Below are 15,356 nucleotides of genomic sequence, written 5' to 3' on the forward strand. Positions count from 1 at the left end.
TTCAACGCCCATTTCGCATTTTTATGCCCGGTGGCGCCCCTGTGGCGGGCATTTTTCCCTGCAAAATTCCCTGAAAGCAGGGAATTGATCCCCGGTCCCTTTTACGCTTTTGGGCGGGCGGCTCCGCGCGCACGATGACGTACCGATCCAGCGCATCGACTAGCGGCGTCACGACCGGGCTCAGATTAGCGGGACGCCCTCGATCTCCGAGGAGCAAAGAATTGCGCCGTTAGATCTGGAAGAGAAAGTCCTGATTGGTCAAAGTATTCGCAGTAACGCTGGTCAAAACAATTTCCATATCCGCCGCCCCCTGATTCTGCGCAGCGCCCGAGCTGTTGACGTAGACAATTGTATTCGCGCCGCTCTGAATCCACGCGATACTATGCGCCGCAACTTGGGCGCCTCCACTTAGCAGGCCCTGGACGCTCGTCACTCCCGCGATCGCCGAGGTGTCGATGAGGTCCGCACCATGAACGAAATCACTGATCGTATCATGGCTTGCTACCGTGGAGTCGGAAACCGCCGCGAAGACGAATTGGTCGTTTCCCGCTCCTCCTATCAACGTGTCGGCGCCTCCTCGCCCCTGGATCACGTCATTTCCAGCTTGCCCATCCAATGTGTTGTTGCCGGCATCGCCGAAAATGAAGTCAGCGAAGGCTGAACCACGGACGGCATTCACGCCGGTGAACGCATCTGTCCCCGTACCTGCGGCATCACCAGAGACCGTCCCGTGGGAGTTGCCGGCGGCGAGATCGACGGTCACCCCATCCAGGGCATTGTAGAATGCAATGCGGGTATTGCCGTTGCCGGTGATGGTGTCATTGCCGGCCATCCCCTCAAACTCGTTGAAAGTACCGAAATCGCCGACATTCGGCCCGGAGACGCCGAAATTGGTCGCGACATAAGTGTCGGCCAAAGCGGTCCCGCGGATCGCTTCGACCGATCGAAGGGTGTCCGTTCCGATAGTAGCGTCGCCGCTCACCACGCCCGAAGCCATGTCGACCTGAATACCTGACGCAGAACCGTCGTTGTTGTAGAGCGCCCTGTCGAAACCAGTCTTGCCGTCGATGAAGTCGTTGCCACCGCGACCCGCAAAATCTTCCGCGGTGCCATTAGGATTGTTAGAGCCGGTGATGGTATCGGCAAATGACGACCCCGACACCGAGCCAACGCCTGAGAAGGTGTCGGTGCCTACGGACCCATCGCCGGTCACGGTCCCCGACGCGCCGCTGGTGGTGCTGGTCCAGCTATTAAGGCCGAAAGTGATCGTCACTGGACCGGTTGCATTGCTGTAGACCAGACGCGTACTGCCATTGCCGGTGATGGAATCGTCACCACCAAGTCCCTCGAACTGGTTGAAGGTGCCGTTGTTGCCGACGTTAAGAGCGCCTGCGAGGCCGTATCCCGTTGCCACATAGGTATCGGCAAGGATGGTTCCCTGGATAGCTTCGATCGAGCGCAGCGTGTCCACGCCGATCGAGGAATCGCCCGTAGCCGTGCCGGTTGCCATGTCAATGGTGACACTGCCGGTCGAAAGGTAGATGTTGTGATAGCTGGCGGTATCAAAGCCGCCGCGACCGTCAATCGTGTCGTTGCCGCCAAGCCCTGTAAATGTCTCGTTGGTGCTGCTTCCCGACAGGGAATCGATGAACATCGTGCCCATGATGGCATTCACGCCGGTGAACGTATCGCTTCCGACCGAGGAGTCCCCGGTAGCCGTGCCGGCTGCTATGTCCACCACAACGCCCGCCGTCGCATTATTGAATCCGATGCGCGTGTTGCCGTTGCCGATGATGATGTCGTTGCCGCCCTCGCCGGTGAACTCATTGAAGGTCCCCGATGATCCGGAGTTCGTGCTGGTGTTGCCAAACCCGGAGGCGTTGTAGGTATCAGCAAAATTGGTGCCGCGGACAGCTTCGATCGACACCAGTGTATCATTACCAACCGTGGCATCTCCCGTCAGGGTGCCAGCCGCGAGATTGATGGTGATACCTGATGTGGTGGTCGGATCGTTATTGTAGTCGACACGGTCGAAGCCGCCGCGGCCGTCGATCACATCGTTGCCAGCAAAGCCTGCAAAGACCTCGATCGTGCCGAATCCATTGTTGCTTCCGAAAAGGGTATCGGCGAACGCAGAGCCCCAGACTGCAATAATGCCGGAGCCGACAAACGTGTCGTGACCAACGGATCCATCTCCATCCGCCGTACCGGCTGCGATATCGACAGTCACACCCGCGGTGGCGCTCACATAAGAAACCCGCGTCAGAGCCGCGCCTAATGGGTTCACGGCAGTTAGAATGGTGTCATTGCCGCCCCGACCCTCGAACTCGTTAAACCCGACGGGTGTGCCGGGAATACCGGTGGCTCCCGCGAAGCCGGTCGCATTGAATGTGTCCGCGAAATCGCTGCCAACTGCGCCTTCAATCGCGACGAGCGTGTCGGAGCCCACTGCCGGACCGGATGCCGTGCCCGCCGCCAGGTCGACGGAGATTCCGCCCGTGGCATCGGTGTAGACAGCGCGGTCGAAATCGGCCCCGCCGTCGAGCAGATCGTTGCCGCCGAATCCCTGAAGCCGATCATTTCCTGCAAGCCCGTAAATTGCATCCGCTTGGCTCGTTCCGAGCAGCACATCCGAGCCCGAGGTGCCGTTGGTGGCGTTCGGAAAGATGAAGTCGCTTTGCTGGAGGCTTGTCACACCAATCAGCGTCAGAGTATTTCCGCTCCCAAAATTGATGATGGTATTGCCAGCACTCAACGTCGATTTCGATTGAACGTCTGCGAACGTGAAGATGCCGGACAAACCTGTCAGATCAATGGTGTCGCCCTGGCTGCGGTCAAAGTCCGTGATGGTGTCTGCTCCGCCGCCATCGGCATAGACGAAAGTGTCAGAGCCGTTCCCGCCAGTCAGGGTATCGGCACCGCCACGGCCATCGATCCGGTCGTTGCCATCCCTGCCGTCGAGGGTATTGGCATTGGCATCTCCGAGGATGACGTCGGCAAACGACGAGCCGCGGACGGCATTCACGCCGGTGAACGTGTCTATCCCGGTGCCTGCGACGTCACCGGAGGCCGTCCCGTGGGAGCTGCCTGCGGCGAGATCGACGGTCACCCCGTCCAGGGCATTGTAGAATGCAATGCGGGTATTGCCGTTGCCGGTGATGGTGTCATTGCCAGCCATCCCCTCAAACTCATTGAAAGTACCGAAATCGCCGAGATTCGGCCCGGAGACGCCGAAATTGGTCGCGACATAAGTGTCGGCGAAGGCGGTCCCACGGATCGCTTCGACCGATCGAAGGGTGTCCGTTCCGATAGCAGCGTCGCCGGTCACCACGCCCGAAGCCAGATCGACTTGAATACCTGAAGCCGTGCCGTCGTTGTTGTAGAAAGCTCTGTCGAACCCACCCTTTCCGTCGATGAAGTCATTGCCGGCGCGCCCCGAAAAGTCTTCGGAGGTGTTGTTCGGATTGTTCGAGCCGGTGATGGTGTCGGCAAATGACGATCCCGATACCAAGCCGACACCGGAGAAGGTGTCGGTGCCTACGGACCCATCGCCGGTTACGGTCCCCGACGCGCCGCTGGTGCTGCTGGTCCAGCCATTGAGACTGAAAGTGATTGTCACGGGACCGGTCGCATTGGCGTAGATCAGACGCGTATTGCCGTTACCGGTGATGATGTCGTTACCGCCCATTCCCTCAAATTGATTGAAGGTGCCATTGTTGCCGACGTTGGCATAGGGGAGGCCGGTAGCGGGATCGATAGCTCCCGTGACGCCGAAATTGATCGCGTCATAGGTGTCGATAAAGTTAGTGCCCTGAATGGCTTCGATTGAACGCAAGGTATCGGTGCCGCTCGAGGCATCGCCTGTCACCGTTCCAGCTGCAAGGTGAACGCTGATCCCACCCGTCGTGAAGGTGAGGTTGGCATATTGCGCCGTGTCGAAGCCGCCTTTTCCGTCGATAAAATCATCGCCGGCAAGGCCCATGAAGTTCTCGTTGGCGCCGCTGCCCGAAAAGGTGTCGGCAAACATCGAGCCCATGACGGCGTTGACGCCGGTGAATGTATCGGTCCCCACCGAGGCATCGCCGATCGCGGTGCCCGCAAGGAAATCGACCGTCACGCCGGCGCTTGATTGTGTATATTGGATACGGGTGTTGCCATTGCCGATGATGGTATCGTTGCCGCCCATGCCTTCAAAATTATTGAAGGTGCCGCTTGATCCAGCATTGGTGCTGGTGCCGCTAAAACCGGTGGCATCGTAAGTATCAGCGAAGTTGGTGCCGCGGACGGCTTCCACTGACCGCAGCGTGTCGGTTCCGATCGTAGCATCGCCAGTGACGGTTCCGGTTGCAAGATTGACGGTTATGCCCGTGGCTGTGGCGACGTCGTTGTTATAGATGGCGAAATCGTAGCCGCCGCGGCCATCGATCAGATCGTTGCCGGCACGACCGTCATATTGCTCGAAAGTGCCGTTCGGATTGTCGCTGCCCCGCAGCGTGTCTCCAAATGCCGACCCAATGACCGAGTTGACGTTGGTGAAGGTGTCGTTGCCGACTGATGCATCGCCGTTCGCCGTTCCCGCGGCGAAATCAACGACGACTGCCGCTGTCGCACTGACATAGGAAATGCGAGTCAGAATCTCTCCGGAAGGATTGACCGTGCCGGCGATGATGTCATCTCCCCCCATGCCTTCGAAACTGTTGAAGCCAATTGGCGTACCAGGCACCCCGGAATTGCCGCTGAAGCCGACCGCCGAGTAATGGTCGGCAAAGTTGCTGCCCTGGATGGCTTCGATACCGATCAACGTGTCGGTGCCGACACCTGGACCCGTCACGGTCCCTGCCGTCAGATCGGCGGTGATGCCCCCGGTCGCGTCGACATAGACCGCTCGATCAACACCCGACAAGCCGTTGAATATGTCATTACCACCAAAGCCCTGGAATACATCGTTCCCGGCAGTCCCGGTCAGGGTGTTGTCGCCAGCGTCGCCGAGAATGGCGCCGGGCACGCCGACAAAATAGACCACCGCGCTGCTAGTCGCGGTGTTGCCGGCCGCATCACTCACCCGCGCCGTCAGCGAGTTTTGGCCGTTGTTGAGCGTGACCGTGCTGCTCCAGCTGCCGTTGCCCTGCACGGTGGCGGTGCCAATCGCGGTGGTGCCGTCCAGGATGGTGACGGTCGCGCCGGCATCGGCGACGTCCACCGTGCCGGTGATGGTCTGGCTGGCCTGGTTCACCGGCCCACCCGCGCTGGTGATCGCGACCGCGGGCGCCGTGGTGTCGAGGGTGAAGCTCAGCGCAGCAGTCGTCGAACTGTTGCCGGCGGCATCGCTGAACTGCGCCGTCACCTGCTTGGCGCCATCGGCGCCGAGATCACCGGCAGTCACCGTCAGGCTGACGCTGCCGGCCGTGACGTCGGCGGCCGTGATCACATGCGTGACCGGATGTGCCAGCGGCGAGCCGCCCAGCAACAGCTGCACCGTATCGCCGATGGCCGCCGTCGGGTTCAGCGCCACCGTGAAGCTCGGCGAGGTCGCCGAGGTGATGTCGTCCGTGTTCGAGCTGCCGCTGTCCGAGCCCGCCGTCAGGTCTGGCGTGCCGCCGCTCGGGGCCGCCGTGTCCAGGGTGAAGCTCAGCGAGGCCGAGCCGGTGTTGCCGAAGGGATCGGTCTGGCTCGCCACGATGGTGTGTGGTCCATCGGCCAGCCCGCTCGGCGTAAACGACCAGGCGCCTTGCGCATCGGTGGTCGCCGTTGCGGCGATCGGGCTGCCGTCGATGGTGAAGTGCACCACGGTGTTGGCGAGACCGGTGCCGCTCAGCGCCGGGTTGGCGGTGACATGATCAGTCGCCGAGGTGCCGGTGTCGGCGACCAGGGCCTCGGTCACCGTCGGGCCGGCGGTGCTGAGCGTGTAGACCACCGCACCGCTGGTCGCGGTGTTGCCGGCCGCATCGCTCACCCGCGCCGTCAGCGAGTTCGGGCCGTTGTTGAGCGTGACTGTGCTGCTCCAGCTGCCGTTACCTTGCACGGTGGCGGTGCCGATCGCGGTGGCGCCGTCCAGGATGGTGACGGTCGCGCCGGCATCGGCGACGTCCACCGTGCCGGTGATGGTCTGGCTGGCCTGGTTCACCGGCCCACCCGCGCTGGTGATCGCGACCGCGGGCGCCGTGGTGTCCAGGGTGAAGCTCAGCGCAGCAGTCGTCGAACTGTTGCCGGCGGCATCGCTGAGCTGTGCCGTGACCTGCTTGGCGCCATCGGCGCCGAGATCGCCGGCAGTCACCGTCAAGCTGACGCTGCCGGCCGTGACGTCGGCAGCCGTGATCACATGCGTGACCGGATGTGCCAGCGGCGAGCCGCCCAGCAACAGCTGCACCGTATCGCCGATGGCCGTCGTCGGGTTCAGCGCCACCGTGAAGCTCGGCGAGGTCGTCGAGGTGATGTTGTCCGTGCCCGAGCTGCCGCTGTCCGAGCCCGCCGTCAGATCTGGCGTGCCGCCGCCCGGGGCCGTCGTGTCCAGGGTGAAGCCCAGCGATGCCGACCCGGTGTTGCCGAAGGAGTCGGTCTGGCTCGCCACGATGGTGTGTGGTCCATCGGCCAGCCCGCTCGGCGTAAACGACCAGGCGCCTTGCGCATCGGCGGTCACCGTCGCGGCGATCGGGCTGCCGTCGATGGTGAAGTGCACCGCCGTGTTGGCGAGGCCGGTGCCGCTCAGCGCCGGGTTGGCGGTGACGTGATCGGTGACTGAAGTGCCGGTGTCGGCGACCAGGGCCTCGGTCACCGTCGGGCCGGTGGTGCTGAGCGTGTAGACCACCGCGCTGCTGGTCGCGGTGTTGCCGGCGGCATCACTCACCCGCGCCGTCAGCGAGTTTTGGCCGTTGTTGAGCGTGACCGTGCTGCTCCAGCTGCCGTTACCCAGCACGGTGGCGGTGCCGATTGTGGTGGTGCCGTCCAGGATGGTGACGGTGGCGCCGGCATCGGCGATGCCGACCGTGCCGGTGATGGTCTGGCTGGCCTGGTTGACCGGCCCGCCTGCGCTGTTGATCGCGACGGTGGGCGCCGTGGTGTCGAGGGTGAAGCTCAGCGCAGCAGTCGTCGAACTGTTGCCGGCGGCATCGCTGAGCTGTGCCGTGACCTGCTTGGCGCCATCGGCGCCGAGATCACCGGCAGTCACCGTCAGGCTGACGCTGCCGGCCGTGACGTCGGCCGCCGTGATCACATGCGTGACCGGATGTGCCAGCGGCGAGCCGCCCAGCAACAGCTGCACCGTATCGCCGATGGCCGCCGCCGGGTTCAGCGCCACCGTGAAGCTCGGCGAGGTCGCCGAGGTGATGTTGTCGGTGCCCGAGCTGCCGCTGTCCGAGCCCGCCGTCAGATCTGGCGTGCCGCCGCCCGGTGCCGTGGTGTCCAGCGTGAAGCCCAGCGATGCCGACCCGGTGTTGCCGAAGCTGTCGGACTGGCTCGCCACGATGGTGTGTGGTCCATCGGCCAGCCCGCTCGGCGTAAACGACCAGGCGCCTTGCGCATCGGTGGTCGCCGTGGTGGTGCTGAGAACGCCATCGATCGTCAGATGCACCACCGTGTTGGCGAGGCCGGTGCCGTTCAGCGCCGGGTTGGCGGTGACGTGGTCGGTGGCCGAGGTGCCGGTGTCGGCGACCAGGGCCTCGGTCACCGTCGGGCCGGCGGTGCTGAGCGTGTAGACCACCGCGCTGCTGGTTGCGGTGTTGCCGGCCGCATCGCTCACCCGTGCGGTCAGCGAGTTTTGGCCGTTGTTGAGCGTGACCGTGCTGCTCCAGCTGCCGTTGCCCTGCACGATGGCGGTGCCGATCGCGGTGGTGCCGTCCAGGATGGTGACGGTCGCGCCGGCATCGGCAACGTCCACCGTGCCGGTGATGGTCTGGCTGGCCTGGTTCACCGGCCCGCCCGCGCTGGTGATCGCGACGGTGGGCGCCGTGGTGTCCAGCGTGAAGCTCAGCGCAGCAGTCGTCGAACTGTTGCCGGCGGCATCGCTGAGCTGTGCCGTGACCTGCTTGGCGCCATCGGCGCCAAGATCGCCGGCAGTCACCGTCAAGCTGACGCTGCCGGCCGTGACGTCGGCAGCCGTGATCACATGCGTGACCGGGTGTGCCAGCGGCGAGCCGCCCAGCAACAGCTGCACTGTATCGCCGATGGCCGCCGTCGGGCTCAGCGCCACCGTGAAGCTCGGCGAGGTCGCCGAGGTGATGTTGTCCGTGCCCGAGCTGCCGCTGTCCGAGCCCGCCGTCAGATCTGGCGTGCCGCCGCCCGGGGCCGTCGTGTCCAGGGTGAAGCTCAGTGACGCCGAGCCGGTGTTGCCGAAGCTGTCGATCTGGCTCGCCACGATGGTGTGTGGTCCATCGGCCAGCCCGCTTGGTGTAAACGACCAGGCACCTTGCGCATCGGTGGTCGCCGTTGCGGCGATCGGGCTGCCGTCGATGGTGAAGTGCACCACGGTGTTGGCGAGACCGGTGCCGTTCAGCGTCGGGTTGGCGGTGACATGATCAGTCGCCGAGGTGCCGGTGTCGGCGACCAGGGCCTCGGTCACCGTCGGGCCGGCGGTGCCGAGCGTGTAGACCACCGCGCTGCTGGTTGCGGTGTTGCCGGCCGCATCGCTCACCCGCGCGGTCAGCGAGTTTTGGCCGTTGTTGAGCGTGACCGTGCTGCTCCAGCTGCCGTTGCCCAGCACGGTGGCGGTGCCGATCGCGGTGGTGCCGTCCAGGATGGTGACGGTCGCGCCGGCATCGGCGACGTCCACCGTGCCGGTGATGGTCTGGCTGGCCTGGTTGACCGGCCCGCCCGCGCTGGTGATCGCGACGGCGGGGGCCGTGGTGTCGAGCGAGAAGCTCAGCGAGGCCGAGCCGGTGTTGCCGAAGGTGTCGGTCTGGCTCGCCACGATGGTGTGCGGTCCGTCGGCCAGCCCGCTCGGTGTAAACGACCAGGCACCTTGCGCATCGGCGGTCACCGTCGCCGCGATCGGGCTGCCGTCGATGGTGAAGTGCACCACGGTGTTGGCGAGGCCGGTGCCGCTCAGCGCTGGGTTGGCGGTGACATGATCAGTCGCCGAAGTGCCGGTGTCGGCGACCAGGGCCTCGGTCACGGTCGGGCCGGTGGTGCTGAGCGTGTAGACCACCGCGCTGCTGGTTGCGGTGTTGCCGGCCGCATCGCTCACCCGTGCGGTCAGCGAGTTCGGGCCGTTGTTGAGCGTGACCGTGCTGCTCCAGCTGCCGTTGCCCTGCACGATGGCGGTGCCGATCGCGGTGGTGCCGTCCAGGATGGTGACGGTGGCGCCGGCATCGGCAACGTCCACCGTGCCGGTGATGGTTTGGCTGGCCTGGTTGACCGGCCCGCCCGCACTGGTGATCGCGACGGCGGGGGCCGTGGTGTCGAGCGAGAAGCTCAGCGAGGCCGACCCGGTGTTGCCGAAGCTGTCGGACTGGCTCGCCACGATGGTGTGTGGTCCATCGGCCAGCCCGCTTGGTGTAAACGACCAGGCACCTTGCGCATCGGTGGTCACCGTGGCGGTGCTGAGAACGCCATCGATCGTCAGATGCACCACCGTGTTGGCGAGGCCGGTGCCGCTCAGCGCTGGGTTGGCGGTGACGTGATCAGTGACTGAAGTGCCGGTGTCGGCGACCAGGGCCTCGGTCACCGTTGGGCCGGTGGTGCTGAGCGTGTAGACCACCGCGCTGCTGGTCGCGGTGTTGCCGGCCGCATCGCTCACCCGCGCGGTCAGCGAGTTCGGGCCGTTGTTGAGCGTGACCGTGCTGCTCCAGCTGCCGTTGCCCTGCACGGTGGCGGTGCCGATTGCGGTGGTGCCGTCCAGGACGGTGACGGTGGCGCCGGCATCGGCCACGCCCACCGTGCCGGTGATGGTCTGGCTCGCCTGGTTCACCGGTCCGCCCGCGCTGGTGATGGCGACGGTGGGCGCCGTCGTGTCGAGGGTGAAAACAACGGGCACGCTTGTGCTAACGTTGCCGCTAGCGTCCAAAGCGACGATGCTGTGGTCGCCATCTCCTGCCAGAGTGACTGCCGTGCTCCAAACACCGCCGGAGCCAACGGTCACCTTTCCAATTTGTGTGGTGACACCATTGTAGGTATCGTACAGCGTCACTGTCGTTCCAACGAGGGACGCGTCGACAGTTCCGCTGATCGTTTGGCCTCCTTGATTGGTTGGGCCACCTGCATTGGCGATAGTTACAGGCGCCAACGAAACCAAGGCGATAACTTGCGTTGTATCCAAAGTGGGGACGAGCGGTTTCGATGCGGACGCAGAACCTCCCGTGATGGAGGCGAGGGGCGCAAAAGTTGGAGTGATCGAGCCGCCACCAGCTTGGCCCTTGACGTCGTCCGCAACAACGGTAGTCGGAGCCTCGGTGGGTGATGGTGGCGGGCTCCCAGCGAACTTCTGCAGTGATTTTGTATCGACGTCTCCTCGCTTGCCGTCGCTAGGTGCCGGAGTGTCTGGAGCGATCTGTTTCCCGATATCGTAGGTCGTTAACACCTGCTGAAAGGCGTTGAATTCCTGCGCAACCTGGCCTGGGCTCTTACTGACGGCTTGGGTGATCACCTCGAAATTCGCGGTTGGCGTGATGGTCATCGATGGGCCGTCGCTGGTAACTATCCCGATTGGATCCCCCGCGGTACAAACACCTTGAAGCAAGTTCGTTGGGACGCATTTGAAGACCTGTACGGAATGAACCTGACCGTCTTGCTGATCAGCAACGGAAACCGAGACCTGTCCATCCACTGCATCGACGTTAAGAAGGACGGCTGTACCGCGAATTCCGATCACGGCGGTAGGCGTTGCGACCTGCATGTCACCCGTTTTGGCAACCTGGCCGGCGACGAAACTGGCGGCGCCCTGGACGAGAGTGAACAGCGAATGGTTCGCGCCACTCGTCAGACTGACTAAGGTACCGCTCGCACTACTCTGCCCCTCATACCCCAATTCGTTCAACATGAAGCGAGCATTGGCACTCAGGTTGAACGTTGAGCCGTCGATCAGAACGAGGCCGAGGGTAGAGCTGCTTCCAGTCTGCACGATATCGTTCTGATAGACGACGTCTCCGTTATTCGCCTCGATAGTAACGCCGTTGCGAACGATGCTCGCGCTGCCCGTTATGGTGGCGACATGGCCAATCACCTTTCCAGCGGCAGCATTTCCTCCGGCTTGAGCAAAGGTTTGGTAGCCGGTGAGAGCTTCAACGACTCTTGCATCGAGCAGTGCGCCGTCCGCAGAGCTGAGCGGCGAACGCTTCTCACCGAGAAAGTAATTGGGGATCGTGATCCGATGGTTGGGATCGGAAATGATGAGATCATGGCCCGAACGTGCATATTCACCCGAGAACAAGAGATGCGCGTCAGGAATGATGAGCGCGTTGGCTGGGCGAGGTTCAGGGAAGCTGAAGGACTCCGAAGCGACCTCAGATCCGGCAACATCGAGCTTTTGGTTTAATGGGGTATTCAAATAGTGCCCCACTCAGAAATTGAAATTAATTAATTTTGTGTTAATAACACATCGTAAATTAACTGCAAACCGATTGTGCGGTCGGCGTCGGAATCTGTTTGAAGCCCATGATCGTTCGACCCCGGAATCAAGCGAGAGCGTTGGCACCCGTGCGGAAGGTCCAACTCACATGGTACGATCAAGAGCGTTTCGTCGCCTTGACCTGATCGAGGTGCGGCGTCAGTTGGTGCGCGCGCGCAACCGACATTCCAGTAACCGCGTTATCGTAAGGCGCATCAACGGCCTGCTATGCCGGATTTACCACTTGGATGGCATCGCCCCCAGCCAAAGTGAGCGAATTCGCAAGGCTGTTCAAATTGCGCTCCGAGGCACATCCGAAGGTTAGTTGACCTAAGTCCCGATCAGAGAGGTAACCGCTGCCAAGCTTGTCCTTCAGCTTAGTGCAAGCAGCAGCAGGCCCAGAGCATCGGCGCGCGCATCACCGATGCAATGACCAAAAAATTCCGGCTTTGGCACCGGACCCGATTCCGGCCATGCTGACGTAGAGTTGCGGACCGCAGCCGCTTGCGCAGATTCGTGCATTCGTCGCTGCCCGGATCTCTGTGCATCCTCACTTGCGGGGCAGTTGCACAGCGGATCTCGGTTGACCGATGTTAGCTCTATTCCGCGGCGTTGAAGCTGGGCTGGCGATTGCATGCCTGATTGGCAACGTTAGCCTCGATGGCCATCTGAAGCGACGAGGCAGACAGCAATGCCATAGCCGATCGTTCTTCGGTCAGGCGCCTCTCAATGTACTGCCGTTCAACTTCGGTCAGCGTCGTTTCGAGCAGGCGCACATACCGATCTATGTTCTTCTGATATGTGCGCAAACGGACAATCTTCTCGTCCATCATCTTCCATCCGGGCGGGAATGAGTACGATATTTGAAAATAGCTCTTGAAGAGGTCTTTTTAAATATTTTATATCAATGCGTCGTATTTAAAATGGCAGATAAATCTGTGCGGGTCAAGAAGGGGTGTCTTCGATGAAATCGATCATGCTCACAGTCATAATTCTGTTCGCTATTTCGACCGTCGCGCCGCTCTACCCGTCTCCAGCACTGGCCCAGCAAAACACACCCGACAAAGCCAAGGGCGCTAAGAAGGGATGCAGGCCGGGGGCAAAATACGCTTGCTACTAAGCGAGGTCACTATTGCCGTTGGTTCGCGAGTCCGCAAAAGTCGTCGACGAGGAAATCCTTGTTGGACCGCGCCTGGTGATGAAATGGCAAGCCAGCGTCTTCGGCGCTTCGACCAAGAAGCCGTAGCCTGGATCGAGTAAACCCGGAATTTGGTGCGGGCATCAGCGATGCAAGATTCTCTCTCAATCAAAGAGCAATTTACTGTTGGCGCTCGCATCGAGGTAAGACCATCTGCCGGACCACGGTTGTCTGGCAGAACTGGGACTTTGATTGGTGCTGGATATCATCCCAAAAGCCTCCGTATCATATTGGACGGTTCAAAAACACCGATCACTCTTCACTTTGCATACGTTGCAATCGTAAGTGAATGATTCTGGACAATGCTACGGCAGCTTAGAGTGACGCGTTCATCAACGGGCGGCCTATACGGGCCCCGACTTGTTGATCGTTCGGGCCAAGGATTGACGCAGAGAGAGCCACGCCGACCATACAACTTTAAATAAGATTGAGGGCATCATCCGTGGGGAGAGAAGGCCTATTGATCGCCGCACCGATAGCGTCAAAGATCAAAAGTGGGCTAGAGGCAGAGCCGAGGGAACGGCTGATGCCAAGAACTCTTCGAGAGCAACTTGATCAAGTTGAGTGCGATATCAAACTGTACATGGAATTTGATAAGGCAGAAAAAGACCGATTCAATCGCGAGTCTTACTTGTGGACCGCGGAGGATCGCATCGAATGGCAGGAGATGCAATCCGACAATGCTCAGCGACTCCGAGAACTCTTTGAAGAGCGTGACGCATTGCGCAACCAGCTGGACCTGTAGCGACCTGTGAGGACGCCGAAGAGTCTTGCAGCGTTGATAGTAACGTCCCGCTCATGCCAGTTGAGAAACGAGAGTGACCAGCTCCGACTGGCGGTGCGCTCCCGTCTTCGAGAAGATCGCTTTCAGGTGATTGCGAGCCGTTTCGCGCGAAATGCCGAGGTGTTCGGAGGCGCTGTCGATCGATGCGCCAGTTGCAAGCAGCGCGGCCAATCGAGCTTCGGCTCGTGTGAGGTCGAAGGCTTGGCCGATGAGCGCCGGGTCTGGCGCAGCGCGCGGGACGAGGTTGGATAGGATCAGCACGGCACGCGCTCCGAGGAAGACGGAACGCGCGGCGCCGTCCACTGGCAGTATGCGTAAGACAACCGGTGGCTTTGTCGTCCGACGAATGAGGATCGGAGAGGCGGGGATCGCGATGGCGTCAGGCGTAGACCGGATCAAGCTGATCAGCTGATCGAGTTTCGTCATCGCCTGCTTGTCGCGCAGAACGAGACGCCGCTCCCTGATGCGGATCTCATCGTCAAAGCCACAGTCGGCCACCTCGTTCGTGCGCAGGACCATTCCCTCTCGGTTGAGGACCAATGCAGGTTGACGAACACGGCTGAGGACGTCGGTCATCGACGTCAGCGCGACCCTGCCGACGGCGGTCGCGAGCGTGGCGGTCTCGGTGAGGCGCGGCGCCAATTGCGCGAGCAATTGCTTGTCGCGGGTCTCGAACATGCCCTCGCGGCCCGTTCGCTGGATCGTCAATGCCCATGCTGCGGTGTCGGCCCAGAAGCCTATGCCGGCGAACCAACGGTATCCGAACGGAAATAGCACCTCGTTGTACATGGGATCGGAGCGAATCTGCTCCAGGGTCATCACGTCGAGGTCGGTCACGACCTCGCCCGCCATCATGCGCGGAAACCCCCTGGCGCGGGGATCCTTCAGATGCCAGTTGTTCCTGAAGTAGAATTGGGTCCCTTCGTCGATCGATTCGGTGCGTGGGACGTCCGGGGTCCTGATGTCGCTCTGAAGCAGGAGTGCCGCTGACGCTCCGACCGCCTTGCAAATGTCATCCATGATGTCGCGCCACGCATCTGGATTCACGGCGGCTTCGCCGAGCCGATCGATGACCTTCGACAATTCCTGATGGTCTATCTTATTGGTCCTCAAGAGCGGCCCCCCTCCGCCGTGCCCAAGGCATTCGTTGCAGCCGGCGAGCTTCGTTGCATGCCGTGCAGAAGGCCCACAACCGACCCTGGGCCCCCTCGAACGCGCTTCCCTGGTCCAGGATGCTTCGTGAGACGGCAGCTCGAAGCAAGCCCTGTTGCCTGCTTTTCCTGAAGAATCGCGGTCGACGAAAGTCTAATGAGATCGCTGCCGTGAGGCGGCGCCAGCAAGCTCTCAATGACCCATTCGGGTCATGCGTCGAGACGTGCCAGCGCTATTCCATTGGGGAGGAATAGCCTTTGATCCAGGAATTAAGGCCTTGAGCCAGTTTGTTGCAGGTTTTCGGTTTCCGCTCATGCTCTGTTTCTGTGGGGACGCCTCGGCGCGTCAGAGTGTCGCAGTGCGGTCTGCGGCACGCGACGCGGCCCGGGGGCCGGCGCTATCAACGGTAGCAATTCGTTTTATCAGCAGCTTGGGCGATCTGGTCCGATCGCGACAGGTGGAGAGCGCGCACATTTCATTTCGGTGCGGATTGCGCCGTGGCCCGGCGACGCGTCGATGCTTTGGCTCGGTGAGATGGCCGGCCGTCGCAAATCGGACACGCATAATTTCGCAGCTGCACCGTTCGGTTCGCGTCCTGCTTAAGGTTAGCAGCTGTGCTGTCTTGACGCTGTCGCGCAACAATGGAAACAATTTGCAATTGTCAAAAACCTTTTGACGGTCCGCGG

Annotated in this window: 6 protein-coding genes; 3 read left to right on the plus strand and 3 right to left on the minus strand. The window is 61.8% G+C overall.

The annotated features are described in order from the left end of the window. Nucleotides 1-229 precede the first annotated feature (229 nt). Entirely contained in the window at nt 230-9,967 is a 9,738-nt protein-coding gene (locus LRP30_RS09505; RefSeq protein ID WP_249760151.1) for an Ig-like domain-containing protein, read from the minus strand. Nucleotides 9,968-10,702: 735 nt separating this feature from the next. Here LRP30_RS09505 and LRP30_RS09510 point away from each other — a divergent pair. Further along, a complete protein-coding gene (locus LRP30_RS09510) occupies nt 10,703-10,921 on the plus strand; it encodes a hypothetical protein (RefSeq protein WP_245508474.1) in 219 nt (72 codons plus the stop codon). A gap of 219 nt (nt 10,922-11,140) precedes the next feature. Then, nucleotides 11,141-11,464, plus strand: a complete 324-nt coding sequence (locus LRP30_RS09515; protein ID WP_245508475.1) for a hypothetical protein — start codon at nt 11,141-11,143, stop codon at nt 11,462-11,464. Nucleotides 11,465-12,135: 671 nt separating this feature from the next. Here LRP30_RS09515 and LRP30_RS09520 read toward each other — a convergent pair. After that, entirely contained in the window at nt 12,136-12,369 is a 234-nt protein-coding gene (locus LRP30_RS09520; protein WP_091894168.1) for a hypothetical protein, read from the minus strand. 825 nt (nt 12,370-13,194) lie between these two features. Here LRP30_RS09520 and LRP30_RS09525 point away from each other — a divergent pair. Then, nucleotides 13,195-13,479 (plus strand): hypothetical protein, encoded by a 285-nt coding sequence (locus LRP30_RS09525; protein ID WP_245471518.1) that lies wholly within the window; start codon nt 13,195-13,197, stop codon nt 13,477-13,479. Nucleotides 13,480-13,530: 51 nt separating this feature from the next. On the opposite strand, the gene LRP30_RS09530 is transcribed toward LRP30_RS09525, so the two are convergent. Continuing rightward, the gene (locus tag LRP30_RS09530; protein WP_249760152.1) at nt 13,531-14,373 is read right to left on the minus strand and encodes a LuxR C-terminal-related transcriptional regulator; all 843 of its coding nucleotides are present in this window, start codon (nt 14,371-14,373) and stop codon (nt 13,531-13,533) included. Nucleotides 14,374-15,356 lie beyond the last annotated feature (983 nt).

It is taken from the genome of Bradyrhizobium sp. C-145 (genome assembly GCF_023375135.1).
Taxonomy (GTDB): Bacteria; Pseudomonadota; Alphaproteobacteria; order Rhizobiales; family Xanthobacteraceae; genus Bradyrhizobium; species Bradyrhizobium zhanjiangense.